A 16,865-nucleotide genomic window follows, 5' to 3' on the forward strand; every position below is an offset into this window, starting at 1 on the left:
CCTCAAGGGGATGCCCGGCTTTTTTTTGTTTCATACCACCAGGTTGCGCGGGTGTCCGAGGACGAATCCTTCAACGTTCCCGATCACCTGCTCGGCCAAGGTGGCTAGCGACCGGTCACTGATCCAGGCTACGTGCGGTGTGACGATCAGGTTGGGCTGCTTCAGATCCAGCAGGGGCGATCCATCCCTTGGCGGCTCCTGGGTCAGGACGTCGAGCCCCGCCCCCGCGATGACCCCTTCCTTGAGGGCCTGTGCCAATGCCGCCTCGTCCAGCAATCCGCCGCGGCCGCAGTTCACTAGGATGGCGTGGCGCGGCATCAGCTTCAGTTCCGCCGCCCCGATCATGCCTTGGCTTTCCTCCGTGAGCGGACACAAGAGCACCAGCACGTCGCTTTGCGCCAGGACCTCCTCAAACGCGGTCCGGTCTGGGCGCAACTCCAACGCCCCCTTTCTCTCAGCGAGCAGCACGTCCATACCGAAGGCCTTGCCCAAAGCTGCCACGGCACTCCCGAGCGCGCCGGCGCCGATGATGCCGAGGGTCGCGCCGGCAAGGGAGCGCGGCATCGGTTCCACCTGAACCAAATACCCTTCGGAGCGCTGCCAGGCACCGCCCTGGATCACCTCGTGGTAGGCGATCAGGTTGCGGCGCAGGGCAAGGATTAGCGAGAAGACGTGCTCCGGGACGCTCACCGACCAGTTGCGCGCGTTGGCCACAGCAACACCCTGGTAACGGCAGGCGTCCAGGTCGATGTGGTTCACGCCGGTAGCGGCGACAGCGATAAATCGGAGCTTGGGGAGTTGGGCCAGGTGTTCGGCCGTGATGGCGACTTGGTCCGTGATGGCGATGGTGGCACCAGCCAGACGCGCTACCACCTCGTCGGGGCGCGTGTCCGGGTACTCCTGCCATTCGTGGGCAAAGGATGGGGCACGCAGCGGCACCGAGATGCCGCCGCGATCCAGAAAGACGATCCTCTCCATCAGTGCGACATGAGGACCGGGATGGTCATGTGGTTCAGCACGTGTTTGGCCACGTCGCCGAGCACGTAGTTGCCGAAGTGCAGTTCGGCATAAGCGCCCATCACCAGGAGATCGCTCCCCTCGTCCGAAATGCGGTTCAACAGCACGTCGCCCACGTGCAGCTCGGTGATCAGGCTGGTCTCGACCTCGGCCTTGACGCCGTGCGCGGCGAGGTACCGGCGCAGGCTCTCCAGGTCCGCTTCCTCGCCCTGGCTCGGGTTCACCTCGAAGATGTGGGTAGACGAGGCGGCCTTCAGGAAGGGAACCGCGTCGGTGAGTGCGCGGGAGGATTCCCGCCCGGTCTTCCAGGCCACTAGGACCTTGTCGCCGGCGCTGCTGTACTTGCCGGTGTAGGGGACGATCAGCACCGGCTTACCGGAGCCGAAGACCACCTTTTCGGGGAGGAAGTCGGTGGTGCGGCGCTCGGAGGACCCGTGCTCGCTCTGCCCCACGACCACCAGGTCGGCGAAGGTGGCGTAGTGGTTGATCGCCTCTACCACGCCACCCAGCACCCTGGCATCGGCGCTGATCCATTCGCCTTTGACGTCAGCGGCAGCGATCTTCTCATTGAAAAGCCTCGCGAGCTCCTCGGTGGTGTCCTGGTCGAGACCCCGGCGCAGCGGGAGCAGGTGGTGCGGCTGCACCTTGAGCCCGATCACCCCGGCGCGGTGCCGCTTGGCGAGGTTGAGGGCGAGGTCGAGCCGGTCGGCGGAATGGTTCGGATCATCCATGAAGACAAGAATCTGTTTCAACTCCATCAGGTTGCGCCTCCTTGATAAACGCGGGTGACTTGCTCGGTTGCTGGCAGTTGGGATGCCGTCGGTAAAGCCTTGTCCAAGGCGGCGAAATTGCGCAAGAGGTGCCCCTTGATCATCTCCTTGAAGTCGGCCTCCTGGTCGCCGCGGTAGACCAGCGACGAGGCGATCTCGGCGGCCAGGATGGCGTAGCGGCACTTGGCGGGCAGGCGGTCCAGCCGGGTCCGGTACTCGGGCTCGCGTAGCATGGCGGGGAGGTGTGCCAGGATGGCCTGCTGGAACACCGGCTCGTCGCACAGCTCCGGGTTTCTCTGGAAGAAGGAGAAGAGCCGCGCGTAGTGCCCGTTGATTTCGTGGCTGATCGCCTCCGAGATCTCGGTGTAGGTGAAGCTGCTCCCCGCCTCGCGGTGGCGCCGGAAGATGAGCTGCGCTTCGTCACGGGCGCGCTGCTCCAGGATCCTCAGCACGTCGCCCACGTAGCGTTCCTTGTGCTGCAGGAACTCCTCTTCGGAGAGCATCAGGTTGGCGATGATCTCGTAGGACGAGGAGATGACGCCGCACTTGTTGGCGGAGGCGTCGCGCATGATGACGATGCCGCGGCGCTGCATCTGGGTTCGCGCCTCCGGCGTGATGAAGGAGTTGGCCCCTTCCACGATGGCGCGGGTGGTGGGAGTGCCGTCCTCGCGGAAGAAGCGGGCCCAGTTCTCGGCGTCGATGGTTTCCGGGCGGCCGCCGGCCGGGATGAAGAGGTCGGTGGGGACCGAGAAGAGGAGGTTGCCGAACTCGCGGTGGAACTGGTCCGTGGTGACCCACTGCTCCTCGACGCCGAGGCCGGTGCTCACGGCGCGCTTGAAGAGCTCGCGCAGGCCGTCGGTGCGGCGCTGGTTGCGGTACAGGATGAACCCGCCCGGGTGCAGGCGCGCGGGGTTGAAGGCATCCAGGTCCTCCTTGAGGACGATGCGGGACAGCTCCTCGTGGTCCATCCCCTCCGGGTCGAAGATGGCGCCGCTGCCGTCGAGGATCAGCTTGATGCAGGCCTGCGGGGAGCGCTCCAGCATGATGCGCAGCGCGTTGCCCGCCACGTCGCCGGAGGGGCCGCCGGTCAGTTTCACGCTGAAGCGGTCGCGCCGGATGTCGACGCCCAGCTCGCGCATGGTGGTCTCGGCGAACTGCATCACGCCGGTGGAGGTGACGCCGTACTCCTTGTGGTTGATCCCCACCCTTTTACTGGAGATGAGACCGATGCCGAGCAGGTAGCCCCGTTTCAGCGACTGGCGCGCGATCATCTCGATCATCACGTCGTGCATGTTCTCGTCGGGACCGATCTCGATCGGCTCGTCCTCGCCGTAGTAGTCGACCACGCGCGGGTCGCGGGCCCGGCCGCCGTCGGTGACGAAGATGTCCAGGAAGGCGTTGATGAAGCCGAACTGCAGCTTGTACAGGCGCTGCGTGGAGAGGTCGTGGGCCTCCAGGCGCGCGGCGTCCAGCACCACCACCATCTTGGAGCCGCCCTCGTAGATGTCCTTGTTCTTCAGGTGCTGGGTGTGGGCCAGCACGTAAACCTCGCGGAACAGCGTGCTCGCCGAGGTGACGTAATCGTCGCGGTTCTTGGTGATGATGGTGCGCCAGCCGCCCCGGGCGATGTCCGAGAAGCCGATGTGGTAGCCGCAGCCGTAGCGCCCGAAAAAGAAGGTGATCCGGAACGGGAGTTCCGGCGGCAGGTCGGCGGTGAACTCAGGCGCCAGCTCGGCGAGATAGGCCGGGTCGAGCCGGAAGGCGAGCGCGTGCTTCTCACGTACGTAGAAGTTGGTCTTCAGCGTGTTGCGGATGAAGGCGATGGCGCAGCGGAAGATGGAGCGGCGCAGGTCGTCGATGTAGCGGTGGCCCGTGTTGTACGACTCGATGAAACGAACCGTCTCCTCCAGGGTCTTCTTGTAGAACTCCTCGCGCAGGGAGAGCCCCGGCTGGAACCGGGTCCGGAACAGCTTGGCGAGCTGCAGGGCGATGTCCGGGTGGGAGTGGAACGCGAGCCGCACCTCTTCGTGGCTGAAGGGGTCGGGGTGGTGATGGGCCAGGTTGGTGTGGCAGAAGGCGATGAAGGCGTTGACGAGGCTCGCCTCCTCGCCGGTCATCACCTGGGTGGTGACGAACCTGCGGTAGGTCATGGAGGCGGTGGAGAGGATCTGGGTGTTGTAGAGCTCCATCTGCAGCCGGTCGAAGAGCTCGCTCCCCTTGGAGAGCTGCGTCTGCTCGCCGCGTTTCCGGACGTAGAAGGTCCCGAGGAAGTAGGGGTGCACGCCGTTGGAGATGGTGAGGCAGTAGGCGCGCTTGACCCCGAAGTCAAGCCGGTTGAAGACCTCCATGGTCTGCAGCAGGAAGTCGTTCTGGGGCGGGTTGCCGACCGCGAAGAGAACCCGGGTTTCCGCGTCGGGGCCCAAGTCCTCGGTCTGCTCGACGTCGAGGAAGATCCCCCCCTGGCGGTTCCCTTCCTGGAAGACCCAGAGGATCTGGGCCACCCGGTTCGGGGGGGAGATGCGCACGTACTGTTCGTTGTTGAGCCAGAGTAGCCGCAGCAGCGGATCGAGCTGGTTCATATCGAACAGCGGGTAGCGGCTTTGCAGCGCCTGGGCGATCCCCTCCCTGATGGCGGGGGGGATGACCACCGCCGGGGCATTGGCGATCTCGCCGTGCTCTTTGCGGTCGAAGTCGAAACGCTGTACCTCGAGCCCCTGCTCCAGCCCCGGAACCAGGCCGCTGGAGTGGGTGAACTCGGCGTAGGAGATGTCGCGCTCCTGCAGGGTACGCAGGGTGTCGTACAGGGAGCCGGGCTGGTTCAGGCGGGCGAGGATCAGCGTCTTGGCCCGGTCCGCCACGGTGAGCTTCTGGTTGTGGGCGAGAGTCCGCAAGCCCACCGCCAGGGCGTGCACCGCCTCGGCCTCCTCCTGCATGGTGATGAAGAAGTAGGAGTCCATCTGCGCCTGGAGCCAGGCGAGGTTGTCCCTGGTGCACCCCTCGTTGGCCCCGATCAGGCGGTCAACGGCGGCAAGCACATTCGTCTCGGCGGCGCACATGTCACTCCCCCTGGACCGGCAGCAGTCCTTCCATTTCCGGTTTGAAAACGCTCCAGACGCGCTGGCGCAGCTCACCCAGGAATTCGTTGGTGATGAACTTGGGCAGGGTCACCTTCGGGTTCGGATCGTTCATGACCTGCGAGGGGAGGGTGTACTCCTTTTCCTCGTGGAACCCTTGGCGCAGCTCCAGGGCCAGGCCGCGCAGGTAGGCCCGGCGCACGGCGGCGACGATGTCCTCGGAGGCGATCTCAAGGCCCGCGGCTTCCTTCAGGGCGCGCACGATGATGTCGTGCCCGATGCCGACGCCGACGAACTTGCACAGGCCGATCATGTCGTAGCCCACCTGCAAGAGGCCGCCGGTGGTAATGGCCTGGGTCCACTCGTCGAGGGAGTGCTTTCCTTCCTTGGCGAGCATCATGTGGGTGCCCATGGACATGTGTCCGCCGGCGATGGCGAACATGTAGCCGGGGTTGGTGTCCGGGAGGTAGGCGGGGAGCTCAAGTCCCTTCACATGCATGGCGTAGGCGGTCTCGCCGGTCTCCTCGGAGAGGCGCTTCACGCCGCGGGCGATGCCGGGGAGCTTGCCGCGGCCGGCGTCTTCGATCAGCTCGGCGATCTTGTCGTAGTCGCCAAAGGTGGCGCCGTTGAAGAGCGGCTTGTCCGGGTGGCGCTCGTTGTAGTCGAGCACGTAGGAGATGGTGGTCCCCAGGGAAATTGCGTCCATGCCCAGCAGGTCGCAGCGGTGGATCAGGTCGCAGACCTTGGCCGGTTCGTGCACGCCCAGGTTGGACCCGAACAGGATGAGCGGCTCGAAGTCGAACTTGGCCGCCAGCTTACCGCGGCTGCCGTCTTCGTTCTTGTAGAAGAGGTTGTTGTGGCAGCGGATGCCGCAGCGGTGGCATGCCTCGGTGGCGATGTCGAATTCCTTCTCCACCTCGTCGCGGAACAGCCGCTCCACGTCGGTGTTCCCCTTGGGACGGAAGTTGTTAAGCGGGACCGCGTGGAAGACCTGGAGCACCTCGATGTTAGCCCAGGTGCCGCCGCCGCCACCCTGGCTGGCCGGCTGGAAGCGGGCGCTGCCGCCGCTTTTCAGGATGTCGCGGTTCACGTCGCGGATCTCGGGGGTGATCTTCTGCAGCTTGTCACTGCTCAGCGCCACGACGGCCAACAGGTTCTTGTACCCCATCAGGCTACCCATGCCGCCGCGGCCGGCGAAGCGGCTCTTGGGCTCGCCCGACTTCAGCTCGTTGTCGGTGCTCATCACCACGGCGCCCATGTAGTTGTTTTCCCAGTTCTCACCAGCGGGGCCGATGGCGGCGAAATGGGCCTCCGGGTACTCCTGGTACAGGGCCATGATCTTGGCGTGGCCGGTGAGGCCGATCAAGTGGTCGGCGGGCTTCAGTTCGACCTCGGGACCGTTGGCGCTTTCCTTCAATAGGGCGTACACCGGCTTGTCGGAGCGGTTCTCGAAGATGACCTCGTCCAGGCCGGTCCACTTGAACTTGTTGCCGAAGTTGCCGCTGCCGGTGGACCACATGGCGCCGGGGCGCCCGGTGCCGGATTTCTTGAGGGGACTGTAGCCGGAGAAGTAGCTGCGCATGCCGGTCATGATGCTGGTGCCGGTCAGGAGGCCGGTGTTGAGGATGACGGGGTTTTCCGGGCAGTAGGCCTCGGCGATGTCGCGCTCGGCGAGGATCTGGAAGCTCCTGCCGAAGCCGCCCAGCACGTCCTCGAGGTTTTTGCAGGGGACTTGGGCGAAGGTGGTTGTGCCGGTGGCAAGGTCGACGGTGCAGCGCTGGTAGGCGACGCTGGCCGGGTTGTTGCTGATGGTTTTTTCGCTCATATCGTAGCTCCGCAAAAAGTTATGGAATCGCGGGGACTGGCTCCGCCAGGTGCCGGTCTCCCTGGTCGTTAGGTGGCGATTGTAAAAAGTCCCCCTTGTCAAAGGGGGATTTAGGGGGATTTGCTTTTTGCTTGGGGAGAAGCAAATCCCCCCCGGCCCCCCTTTCACAAGGGGGGAGCCTGTAAGGCAAGGGGACAGGCACATGCGGAGCCAGTCCCCATGGCGAGTTACCCTCCGCCCATGCGCGGCAGCAGGGAAACGATGTCCCCTTCCGCTACCGTCTCGTCCCATCCTACGTGCAGACCGTTGACCAGGACCGTGCCCACGTCCTGCCGGGCAAGTCCAAGCTGCTCCACGATCGACGCGATCTTCTGGTCCGGGGTAATCTCCCAGTCCGCTTCGTCGAACTTCTGCCTGCGCAGGGACGCGTAGAGTTTTACCTTGATCTGCATGTGAAACCTCCCGTCATGACAACGGAAAAAGGGGGCCCTCCGCCCGCACTCCCGCCGGGGTGGCCAGGAGGACCTGGCTCCCCGGTGAGGACGGAGGGAGGGTAGTATGAAAGGAGCCGTATTACAAGTGGTTACTTAGAAGCCGAGGTAGGCTTCGCGGATGGACTCGTCTGCCTCGAGGTCCTTGCCGGTCCCCTGGCCCACGATGCGCCCGTTTTCCATGACGTAACAGTAGTCGGCGACCTTCAAGGTCTGGTGCACGTTCTGCTCGACGAGGAAGATGGTCAGTCCCTGCTTGTGCAGCTCCTGGATCACCTTGAAGACCTCCTGCACCATGATCGGGGCGAGGCCGAGGCTCGGCTCGTCGAACATGATCACCTGGGGATCCTGCATCAGGGCGCGGCCGATGGCCACCATCTGCTGCTCGCCGCCGGAGAGGGTCTCGGCGGTCTGGGTGCGCCGCTCCTCCAGCCTCGGGAAGATCTCGTAGATCCGCTTCAGGGTCTGGGCCCTTTTGCCGTGTGCCCTCTTCAGGTAAGCGCCGACCAGGAGGTTTTCCTCCACGGTCATCTTCGGGAAGAGCTGGCGCCCTTCCGGGACCAGGGTGATGCCGAGGTCGACCACCTTGTGCACCGGCATGCCGGTGACCAGCTTGCCATCGTAGTGGATGGTGCCGCTCGCGGTCGGGATCAGGCCGCACAGCGATTTGAGGGTCGTGGTCTTGCCGGCGCCGTTGGCGCCGATGAGCGCCACCAGCTGCCCCTTGGCGACCGAGAAAGAGATGTTCCACAGGGCCTGGATGTCCCCGTAGTTGACTGAGATGCCGTTGACGTCGAGTAGATTCATGCCGCTTCCTCTCCAAAGTACGCTTGCACGACGTGCGGATCGCTGGACACCTCGGCGGGAGTCCCTTCGGCGATCTTCTTGCCGAAATTGAGCACCACCAGGCGGTCCGAGATGTTCATGATGACGCGCATGATGTGCTCGACGATGAGGATGGTGAGACCCTGCGCCTTGAGCTTCATGATCAGCTCGACGGTGCGGTCCGCCTCGGTCGGGTTGAGGCCGGCGACGACCTCGTCCAGGAGCAGGAACGACGGATCGAGGGCCAGCGCCTTGCTGATCTCCAGGCGCTTGCGCCCTGCTAGGGTGAGCCCGGCGGCGGAGACGTTGGCGCGGTCGGCGAGACCGGTGGTCTCCAGCACCTGCCAGGCGTGACGCTCGGCGTCGGCCTTTTTCGGGTGCTTCAGGAACGAGGCGATAGTCACGTTCTCCAGCACGGTGAGGCCCGCGAAGGGCTTCACCACTTGGAAGGTGCGGCCGATGCCGACTCCCGCCAGGTTGTAGGGGGGCTTGCCGGAGATGTCGTTCCCCTGGAAGATAACGCTCCCTTTGGTGGGGGCGTAGTAGCCGGAAATGACATTGAAAAGGGTGGTCTTGCCGGCGCCGTTGGGGCCGATCAGGCCTACGATCTCGCCTTTTTCCACGCTGAAGCTGACGTCGTCAACGGCGGTGAGACCGCCGAAACATTTGGTTACCGAATTTACCTTGAGGATAGGTTCAGCCATGAGTTAGTTCCCCTCTTCCGGTGCTGCCACGGCGGAAAGAGCCGCGGGTTCCGATGCCGGTTCCGCTTTCTGCTCGGGCCTGGTGGCACCCGCCTTGCGCTTGACCATGGTGCCCCAGAGACCGTTGGGTATGAAGATGACGCTGATGGCGATCAGCGCGCCCAGGATGATGAGATAGAGGAGCTGGAAGTCGGACAGGTAGGCCCAGAAGATCGTCTTGAAGGCGAAGATCAGGATGGCGCCCAGTGCCGGTCCGAACAGGGTCCCCATGCCGCCGAATACCACCATGACCACCGCCTGGTCGCTGACCAGGTCCCCGAGGGTCGAGGAGGGGTCGATGAAGGTGATCCAGTAGGCATAGATGCCGCCCAGGATGCCGGTCGGGAGCGCCGAGAGGATGAAGGATTGCATCTTCAGCTTGGTCGGGTTGAGGCCGAGCGCCTTGGCCCCTTCCTCGTCCTCGCGGATCGCCTTGAGCTTCAGGCCGAAGGGAGCGCGCTCCAGCAGGTACCAGAGGATGGCGAAGGTGGCGCCCACGGTGATCAGCATCAGGTAGTAGAAGAACTGCGGGTTCAGGAACGCCTCGAGCCTCATGCCGTCCGGGCCGCCGGTGAACTCAACGTTCAGGGCGAGCTGCTGGATGGCGCGGGAGAGCGCCCAGGTGGCGATGGCGAAGTACGCGCCCTTGAGCCGGAGAGTCGGGATGCCGGCGATGAGGGCCACGATGGCGGCAGCGACGCCGCCCAGCGGCAGGGCCGCCCAGAAGGGGAGGTTCGCCTGCATCATCAGGATGCCGATGGTGTAGGCGCCGATGCCGAAGAAGGCACCGTGGCCGAAGTTCAGGTAGCCGGTGTAGCCGGCGATGACGTCGAAGGCGATGGCGAGCCCGATCCACATCACTCCCTCGGTGAGGACACGCAGTACGAAGGTGTCGTGCACCACGAGAGGCAGGATCAAAAGGGCGGCACCGATGATGGCCAGTATGGTTGCGCCGCGATTTTTCATGTCAGACCCCCTTGCCGAACAGCCCGCGCGGGGAAATCAGCAGGATGATGTAGAGGATGGCGAAGACGGCGAGCAGGGTGTGGCTCGGGTTGAAGTAGATCATGAAGATCGACTGCACCAGACCCAGAAGGAGCGCCGCCCAGGGTACGCCGGCCAGGTAGCCCATGCCAGCGAGCACCACCACGAAGAAGGCGAAGATGGTGTACTCGTTGCCCATCTGGGCGCCGATGGAGAGGATACAGCCCAGGAGCACGCCGGTCATGGCCGAGATGCCGACATAGATGCCGTACACGTAGGAGCCGGTGCGCTTGCTGTTCACTCCCATGAGACCCGCGGCATCCTTGTGCTGTGCCAGCGCACGGACGCCGAGGCCGAAATTGGTCTTTTTCAGAAGGTAGTGCAGGATCAGGGTGATCGCCAGCGCGTAGCAGAGGCCTACCAGACGCACGGTCGGGATGGTCACGGTCAGCCCCAGCGGCTCCAGGTCGAACGATCCTTCCGAGAAGGCGGACGGGATCGAGTTCGAGTAGAAGCCGAAGGCGGTGAGAGCGAGCCCGCGGAACATGATGGCCAGGCCGAAGGTGAAGACGAGGCCCATCAGGAAGGGGTTACCCTTGGTCCCGGAAAGCACCCGGTGGATCACCGGCTGGATCACGTAGCCGACCCCGAAGTAGAGGACGAAAATGACCGGCAGAAAAAGGAAGGGATCGAGGCCGGTCCATTTGTTCAGGTAGTAGCCGGTGAAGGCTCCGAACATGATCCATTCCCCGACGGCGAAGTCGATGACGTGCATGACCCCGTAGGTGAGCGAGAATGCGATGGCGATGGTGATGTAGATCCCCCCCAGCAGTATCCCGTCGGTCAAGGCTTGTGGCAGCAGTTCCATCATAAAGCAAGTCCTCCAGCGTTGCGTTTCCAGCGAATATGGCAGCTACGTTGTCTGTGGTCCGTCTGGACCGGCGGCGGTCGCCCGCCCGGGCCGCTCTGGCCGATGTGTTGCTCTTGCGGGAGATGTTCCCCTGCCGGCGCTAACGTCCGGCAGGGGAACTTCAGGTACTAGCGGGACTTCCAGTCTTTCATCGGGTAGATGGCCGGGGCTTCGACGGAAGCCTTCGGACCGACGGTTTTGACGTGGCCGCCCTGGATCTGGACGGTGAGCGGGTCGAGGCCGACGTTGGCGTGGTAGAACTCACCGGAGGTGGCGAACTTCACGCGACCGTAGAAGGTCTGCACGTCGATCTGCTCGAGAGCGGCGATCAGCTTGGTGCGCATTGCCTCGTCCATGCCCGGCTTGGCGCCGATCTTCTGCAGAGCGGTCTGGAAGGCGATGCCGGCGGCGGAGCAGCCGCCCTGGGTGTAGTCGCCCGGGTTGTTGAAGGCTTTCTGGGAAGCGGCGGCGTAAGCGGCAGCGTTCGGCCAGAGCACGTTGCTCTTGGTCTTGGCGGTGCCGGTCCAGCAGGTGGTGCCGAAGATCTGCTCGCCGTCTTTGCCGACCGCGTCGATGAACGCTTTGTCGGTGATGCCACAGTGCATGAGGAGGGCTTTCGGGGTGTAGCCGATCTGCTTGAGGGCTTTCACGAACTTCACGTGCTCTTCGTCGTGGCCGCCGAAGGCGATGACGTCCGGCTTCATGCTACGCACGGCGGAAAGGAGCGGGGTCATGTCCTGGCCGGAGGGGACGATGCTGAACTTGACGATCTTCAGTTTGGCCTTCTCAGCGGCGGTCTTGTAGGCCTCGGCGGTTGCCTTGGAAAATGCGTCGTTGGAGCCGATGATGGCGATGGTCTTCGGAGCCGGCTTCATCTCGGTCAGGGTTTTGATGGAGGTAGCGCCGGTGAAGTTGATCGGCGGGATGGTGCCGAAAGTGTACTTGAACTTGTTCTTCCAGATCAGCGGGCTTTCGGCGGAACCGGTGATCATCGGGATCTTGTACTTGTCGACGACCGGGGCCACGGCGAGGGTAACGCCGGAGGAGTAGGGTCCGAGGATGAAGTCGACCTTCTCCTGGGTGATCAGCCTCTCGGCCGCTGCCGCGCCGGCAGCCGGGTTGGACTGGGCATCGGCGTACACCAGCTTGACCGGGTACTTCTTGCCCTGGATCACGATGCCACCCTTGGCGTTCACTTCCTGCGCCCAGAGGTCGTAGCCACGCTTGGTGATGTTGCCGCCGGTGACGAGGTCCCCGGAGAGTTCGGTGATGACACCGATCTTGAAGAAGTTCCTCTGCTCCGCGTGAACCGGGATGGCCACGAAGAGGGCTGCGATGAGCAGCAGTACCCTGACGAATCCAAACTTCATTGTGCTACCTCCTGTTGTTTGATGTGCCAAAAAAAGTTTTTGAAACAACCTGCATCGCATTCCATTCAGGGGTCGCGGCCGGTGCGGTGGACGACGTCGGCTACCGTCGGCCGAGGGAACCCTTCGCCCGCACCTCCCGGCGCTGGCAGCCCGTATACAGCAGAAAGCATGCCAAATGCCCCTTCCGTGCGGCAAAGGAGGATTTTGCAAAACGGGGTTTGGCGAAACTCCGCATGCTTACTGACAATGAACGGTGAACGGACCGACGCAGGGGGAGGAGCAGGGGGCTGGAGCCCCGCAGAGACGCCCTCGGTCGGAGGTAAAATTATTCAGATGTGAATAATGGCTGTATACAGGGTCGCGCCATCAGCAGGCGAGACCGTAGCGTTTTAATTTTCGCGCAATGGTCGGCTGGCTCACGCCGAGCGCCTCGGCCAAGTCGGCCTGGCAACCGTGGGATTTGATGGCGTGGGCAAGGAGTGCACGCTCAGTACTTTCAATGACTTGCGGCAGGGTCATGCTTTCCGGCCACTGCGCCGGGGCGGTTGCCTCGCTGGTGTCGCCCTTGGCGACATCGGCGGGAAGGTCCTGCAGACTGATCACCTCGGACTCGGTCATGACCACCAGGCGCTCGCACAGGTTCATCAGTTCGCGCACGTTGCCGGGGAACGGGTAGCCCAAAAGGGTGTCGCAGGCCGCGCGGGAGAGGCGTTTGCTGGTCTTGTGCTTTTGGGCGTACCACTCGATGTAGTGCAAGATGAGGGGGAGCAGGCACTCCTTGCGCTCTTTGAGGGAAGGGACGTGGATCGGGATTACCTTGAGGCGATAGTAGAGGTCGAGGCGGAACTTGCCTTCCTCCACCATTTGTTCGAGGTTTCGGTGGGTTGCAGCGAGGATACGCACCTTCACCTCCCGGGGGCGGGTGCTCCCCAGGCGCATGATGGTGCCGTCCTCCATGAAGCGCAACAGCTTAACCTGGGAGGGGAGCGGCAGTTCGGCGATCTCGTCCAGGAACAGGATGCCGCCGTCGGCGAGCTCGAAATAGCCCGGCTTGCCGCCGGACTGGGCGCCGGTGAAAGCACCCTTGTCGTAGCCGAAAAGCTCGGATTCTATGAGGGATTCCGGAATGGCGCCGCAGTTGATCTTGATAAGCGGCTTGTTGGCGCGTTCCGAGTTCTTGTGGATCAGATCGGCGAAGAGGCCCTTGCCCACGCCGGAGGGGCCGAGGATCAGCACGGTGGACTCCACCTTGGCGACCTTGAGCGCCTGGCGCAGCGCCTTCAGCATGGCGGGGCTGCGGGCGATAATCTGCTGGTTCTCAAGTTGCTGTTCCTGCTGCATTTCCAGCATCTGGTTGCGGTACTGGTCCCGGATCGCCTCCTGGTCCTCTAGTTCGCGCTGCAGGTTGTCGATTTCCGTGATGTCGCGCTCGCTGACGACGACCCGGGTGATGCGGCCGGCAGAGTCGAAAACCGGGGCCGCCGTCGTGATCAGCTTGCGCCCTTCGCGCTGCTGCAGGAGGTTCACCCGCGTCCCGGTCCTGAGTACCTCGAGGGTGGCGGACCGGTCGAAAACGCGGGCGTTGATCAGGTCGCGCATGTTGCGCCCGACCACATCTTTGGCCTGGACGTTGTTGATGCGCTCGGAAGCGGGGTTGATGCGCACGACGTTGGCGTCGGCGTCGCAGATCCAGAGGCCGTCGGAAGAGGAGTCGATGATGGTGTCTAGTTCGCGGGTAAGTCCCTGGAAGAACTCCATTTGCTTCGCCATTTCCTCGAGCTCGGTGCTCTCGACGAAGACGCAGACGGCACCCACCTGCTCCTGGTCCAACAGCATGGGGCTCACCCGCACCAGGAAGTTGGACTCGATGCCGCGCACCGAGATTTCGGTGTTGCGCGCGTGCCCCAAAAGCCTCTGCGCCACCTTGGGCCACAGGTCGGGGAGCACGTCGTTCAGGTGCACCCCCTGGAAGGCGCCGAAGCACTCGCGGACCGCGCGGTTGGCAAGGATCACCATGCCCGAGGTGTTGACGGCGAGGATGCCGACGTCCACGGCGTTGACCATGGCCTGGTAGAAGGCGTCCGAACGAAGTTCGCCTCCGCTTGAAAAACCGATCAATTCCACTGGGTTGAGGGAGTTGTTCACGGCGGTGCTTCTCCTTCTGCGTACTCTCGGTCACCCGGCTGGAGGGGCTTGAAGGACGGGTAGTTGTGGCGTATACCATACCCCGTCGAGGCGCATTATGCAGAAATGAATCAAATATTCAAGTGTAAATAATAGAACAACCCTGAAACAGTCATAGCTGTTCTTATCACCCTCAGTAGTGGAAGTCCTTTCTTTTCTCGTATGGCATTTTTGCGCTTACTTAGAGTGCGGCACATGCTTCCCTGCCAGTATACATATAAGCCGTTACTGTGAGGCACGTTTGGTCTCTCTCTCCAGGTTCCGCTCCCGATGAATTTACCCTTACGTCAATCGTCATGACAGCGCCTTCAGCCTTCTTGCGGGCACCTTGGTACGGTCTTTGTAGTAGGGGATGACCGTACGGACTGAACGCAGTCCGTTCTCGTGATCCGACACCTTTACCGGGATCCTCACATGGACCCGGTAGTCACCAACTACTAGGCAAAGGAGCTTCACCCATGACCGCTGGTAACGAGCAACTGATGGAGTTACGCAACAAGCATGTCCCCGGAGGGGTCGCACTTTTGAGCCCCGCCTTCATCGCCAAGGCCCAGGGGGCCATCATGACCGACGTCGATGGACGTGACCTGATCGATTTCGCCGGCGGTATCGGCGTCAACAACGTCGGCCACAGCCACCCGAAGGTCGTCAAGGCCATCCAGGAGCAGGCCGAGAAGTTCATCCACACCTGCTTCCACGTCGCTCCCTACCAGGGGTACATCGAACTGGCGCAGCGCCTGAACGAGTTGGCTCCGGGCAACTCCCCGAAGCAGACCATGCTGGCCAACTCCGGTGCCGAGGCGGTCGAGAACGCCATCAAGATCGCACGCTACGTCACCAAGCGTCCGGGCGTCATCTCCCTTGAGAACGGCTTCCACGGCCGCACCCTGATGACCATGACCCTGACCTCCAAGGTGAAGCCCTACAAGTACGGCTTCGGTCCCTTCGCCCCGGAGAGCTACCGCATACCGTCCGCCTACTGCTACCGCTGCCCCTACGGCGGGAGCTACCCGAGCTGTGGTTGCGCCTGCGCCCACAAGCTTGACGAGTTCTTCACCGGCTACGTTGCTGCCGAGCAGACCGCGGCTATCATCATCGAGCCGATCCAGGGCGAGGGCGGCTTCGTTACCCCACCGAAGGAATACTTCGAGATCGTGCAGAACATCTGCAAGAAGCACGGCATCCTGCTGATCATCGACGAGATCCAGAGCGGTATGGGGCGTACCGGCAAGCTGTTCGCCATTGACCACTGGGGCATCGAGCCGGACCTGATCACCACCGCCAAGAGCCTTGCCGGCGGCATGCCGCTCTCCGCGATTACCGGCCGCGCCGAGATCATGAGCCAGCCGCACCCGGGCGGCCTGGGCGGCACCTACGGCGGCAACCCGCTTTCCTGCGCCGCGGCACTCGCGGTTCTGGATATCTTCCTCAACGACGGCCTGCTGGACCAGTCCGTGAAACTCGGCGAGAAGCTGCAGCAGCGCTTCGACGATATGCAGAAGAAGTACGAGATCATCGGCGAAGTTCGCGGCAAGGGCCCCATGCTTGCTCTCGAACTCGTGCGCGACCGCAACACCAAGGCGCCCGCCGGCGACCTCGCCAAGAAGCTGGTCAAGCTCTGCTACGACAAGGGGCTTATCATCCTGTCCTGCGGCGCTCTCGGCAACGTCGTCCGCCTGCTGATGCCGCTGGTCATCACCGACGACCAGCTCGATCGCGGCATGGCCATCCTTGAGGAGTCCCTCGCCGAGGTGAACGCCGAGATCTAAGGCTCAAGGCAAAGCAGTAAGAAAGATACGGCAACGGCAGTGTCTGGCATCTTTCGGGGTTGGGGAGGAAGAGATGCACAGCACTGCCGTTGTCGTTTTTTTAACCGAAAACAGTTGGCCATCCCCCTTCGCCAAGGCACCGGGGGATTTAGCTGTTGCGGAGGTCAGAGAAAGGCGGACAGATTCAAGAATTCCTCCCTCGCCCTCCGGGAGAGGGGCGGGGTGAGGGCGTCTCTCGTCATTGACCACGGCCACCTTGCCACTGACCCGCAGCCGATGGCATAGTAGAGTGCGCAGTCGGCAGATTTTGGGAGGAGAGCACAGATGACAGAAAAGACCGATCCACGCCATACCGTGGTGGTGGGGTGCCTGGTGCGCAACGCAGACAACGAGGTGCTGCTGATCCGTCACCGGCAGCGGGGGTGGGAGATTCCACAGGGGCGGGTCGAGGAGGGTGAGAATCTGGTCGACGCGGCGCGCAGGGAAGTAGCCGAAGAGGCCGGTGTCGAGGTGGAGATCGGTCCCCTAGCCGCCGTCTGGTCCATGGTCGCCCCCACTTCCGCCCTCATCTTCGCCTTCCTGGGCCGCTACCTTGGCGGCGAGTTGAACCCCACCGACGACAGCGAGGCCGCCCTCTGGGTTCCGGAGCCGGAGGCTCTGGAGATGGTAACCAGCTCCGTGATGCGAGAGCGTCTCGCCGTACTACTGAACCACGACGGCAGCGTCAGCTACCGCTCGTATTCCATCAAGCCCTACCAACAGCACCTCGAACGCGATCTCCTCGCCTGGCCCGCCCCTCGCGGATAACAATGCGCCACCCCGAGAGCCGGTAACAACGAAGCGTAACACGTGAAGAAGCGTCCCCCCCTTTTGCGAAGGGGGGACCGGGGTGGATTTGCCTTT

Annotated in this window: 13 protein-coding genes; 2 read left to right on the forward strand and 11 right to left on the reverse strand. The window is 63.2% G+C overall.

Translation table 11 applies throughout. From position 1 onward, the window contains the following. Positions 1-30 precede the first annotated feature (30 nt). The 11 genes from K7R21_RS16450 to K7R21_RS16500 form a co-directional block, all read right to left on the reverse strand. The gene (locus tag K7R21_RS16450) at positions 31-978 is read right to left on the reverse strand and encodes a D-2-hydroxyacid dehydrogenase (protein WP_224984360.1); all 948 of its coding nucleotides are present in this window, start codon (positions 976-978) and stop codon (positions 31-33) included. Next, positions 978-1,775, reverse strand: a complete 798-nt coding sequence (locus K7R21_RS16455; protein ID WP_224984361.1) for a universal stress protein — start codon at positions 1,773-1,775, stop codon at positions 978-980. The genes K7R21_RS16450 and K7R21_RS16455 overlap by 1 nt, the downstream gene beginning before the upstream one ends. Next, positions 1,775-4,843 (reverse strand): NAD-glutamate dehydrogenase domain-containing protein, encoded by a 3,069-nt coding sequence (locus K7R21_RS16460; RefSeq protein ID WP_224984362.1) that lies wholly within the window; start codon positions 4,841-4,843, stop codon positions 1,775-1,777. Before K7R21_RS16460 ends, K7R21_RS16455 begins: the two co-directional genes overlap by 1 nt. A gap of 1 nt (position 4,844) precedes the next feature. After that, a complete protein-coding gene (locus tag K7R21_RS16465) occupies positions 4,845-6,686 on the reverse strand; it encodes an aldehyde ferredoxin oxidoreductase C-terminal domain-containing protein (protein WP_224984363.1) in 1,842 nt (613 codons plus the stop codon). 227 nt (positions 6,687-6,913) lie between these two features. After that, positions 6,914-7,138, reverse strand: coding sequence for a MoaD/ThiS family protein (locus K7R21_RS16470; RefSeq protein ID WP_224984364.1), 225 nt, complete (start codon positions 7,136-7,138; stop codon positions 6,914-6,916). Positions 7,139-7,273: 135 nt separating this feature from the next. Beyond that, complete coding sequence (locus K7R21_RS16475) at positions 7,274-7,984, reverse strand: ABC transporter ATP-binding protein (protein WP_183344896.1); 711 nt, start codon at positions 7,982-7,984, stop codon at positions 7,274-7,276. After that, on the reverse strand, positions 7,981-8,706 hold the full coding sequence (locus tag K7R21_RS16480; protein ID WP_224984365.1) for an ABC transporter ATP-binding protein: 726 nt from the start codon (positions 8,704-8,706) through the stop codon (positions 7,981-7,983). Before K7R21_RS16480 ends, K7R21_RS16475 begins: the two co-directional genes overlap by 4 nt. A gap of 3 nt (positions 8,707-8,709) precedes the next feature. Further along, on the reverse strand, positions 8,710-9,711 hold the full coding sequence (locus K7R21_RS16485; protein ID WP_224984366.1) for a branched-chain amino acid ABC transporter permease: 1,002 nt from the start codon (positions 9,709-9,711) through the stop codon (positions 8,710-8,712). 1 nt (position 9,712) lies between these two features. Next, positions 9,713-10,600: a branched-chain amino acid ABC transporter permease gene (locus K7R21_RS16490; protein WP_224984367.1), complete on the reverse strand. Its 888-nt coding sequence runs from the start codon at positions 10,598-10,600 to the stop codon at positions 9,713-9,715. A 167-nt stretch (positions 10,601-10,767) separates the two neighbouring features. Then, positions 10,768-12,009 carry an amino acid ABC transporter substrate-binding protein gene (locus K7R21_RS16495; RefSeq protein WP_224984368.1) on the reverse strand — a complete coding sequence of 414 codons (1,242 nt, stop codon included), beginning with the start codon at positions 12,007-12,009 and terminating at the stop codon, positions 10,768-10,770. A 366-nt stretch (positions 12,010-12,375) separates the two neighbouring features. After that, positions 12,376-14,154 carry a sigma 54-interacting transcriptional regulator gene (locus K7R21_RS16500; RefSeq protein WP_224984369.1) on the reverse strand — a complete coding sequence of 593 codons (1,779 nt, stop codon included), beginning with the start codon at positions 14,152-14,154 and terminating at the stop codon, positions 12,376-12,378. A gap of 497 nt (positions 14,155-14,651) precedes the next feature. Between K7R21_RS16500 and gabT the strand changes: the two genes are divergently transcribed. Further along, a complete protein-coding gene (gene gabT / locus K7R21_RS16505) occupies positions 14,652-15,962 on the forward strand; it encodes a 4-aminobutyrate--2-oxoglutarate transaminase (RefSeq protein WP_224984370.1) in 1,311 nt (436 codons plus the stop codon). A gap of 324 nt (positions 15,963-16,286) precedes the next feature. Next, on the forward strand, positions 16,287-16,769 hold the full coding sequence (locus tag K7R21_RS16510; RefSeq protein ID WP_224984371.1) for an NUDIX hydrolase: 483 nt from the start codon (positions 16,287-16,289) through the stop codon (positions 16,767-16,769). Positions 16,770-16,865: the final 96 nt, after the last annotated feature.

The sequence above is a fragment of the Geomonas agri genome, assembly GCF_020179605.1.
In the GTDB taxonomy this organism is placed as follows: Bacteria; Desulfobacterota; Desulfuromonadia; order Geobacterales; family Geobacteraceae; genus Geomonas; species Geomonas agri.

Bases quoted from the DNA above. Each gene is read 5' to 3' on its own strand.
- K7R21_RS16450 (WP_224984360.1), bottom strand. From the start codon at position 978: ATGGAGAGGATCGTCTTTCTGGATCGCGGCGGCATCTCGGTGCCGCTG.
- K7R21_RS16455 (WP_224984361.1), bottom strand. From the start codon at position 1,775: ATGGAGTTGAAACAGATTCTTGTCTTCATGGATGATCCGAACCATTCC.
- K7R21_RS16460 (WP_224984362.1), bottom strand. From the start codon at position 4,843: ATGTGCGCCGCCGAGACGAATGTGCTTGCCGCCGTTGACCGCCTGATC.
- K7R21_RS16465 (WP_224984363.1), bottom strand. From the start codon at position 6,686: ATGAGCGAAAAAACCATCAGCAACAACCCGGCCAGCGTCGCCTACCAG.
- K7R21_RS16470 (WP_224984364.1), bottom strand. From the start codon at position 7,138: ATGCAGATCAAGGTAAAACTCTACGCGTCCCTGCGCAGGCAGAAGTTC.
- K7R21_RS16475 (WP_183344896.1), bottom strand. From the start codon at position 7,984: ATGAATCTACTCGACGTCAACGGCATCTCAGTCAACTACGGGGACATC.
- K7R21_RS16480 (WP_224984365.1), bottom strand. From the start codon at position 8,706: ATGGCTGAACCTATCCTCAAGGTAAATTCGGTAACCAAATGTTTCGGC.
- K7R21_RS16485 (WP_224984366.1), bottom strand. From the start codon at position 9,711: ATGAAAAATCGCGGCGCAACCATACTGGCCATCATCGGTGCCGCCCTT.
- K7R21_RS16490 (WP_224984367.1), bottom strand. From the start codon at position 10,600: ATGATGGAACTGCTGCCACAAGCCTTGACCGACGGGATACTGCTGGGG.
- K7R21_RS16495 (WP_224984368.1), bottom strand. From the start codon at position 12,009: ATGAAGTTTGGATTCGTCAGGGTACTGCTGCTCATCGCAGCCCTCTTC.
- gabT (WP_224984370.1), top strand. From the start codon at position 14,652: ATGACCGCTGGTAACGAGCAACTGATGGAGTTACGCAACAAGCATGTC.
- K7R21_RS16510 (WP_224984371.1), top strand. From the start codon at position 16,287: ATGACAGAAAAGACCGATCCACGCCATACCGTGGTGGTGGGGTGCCTG.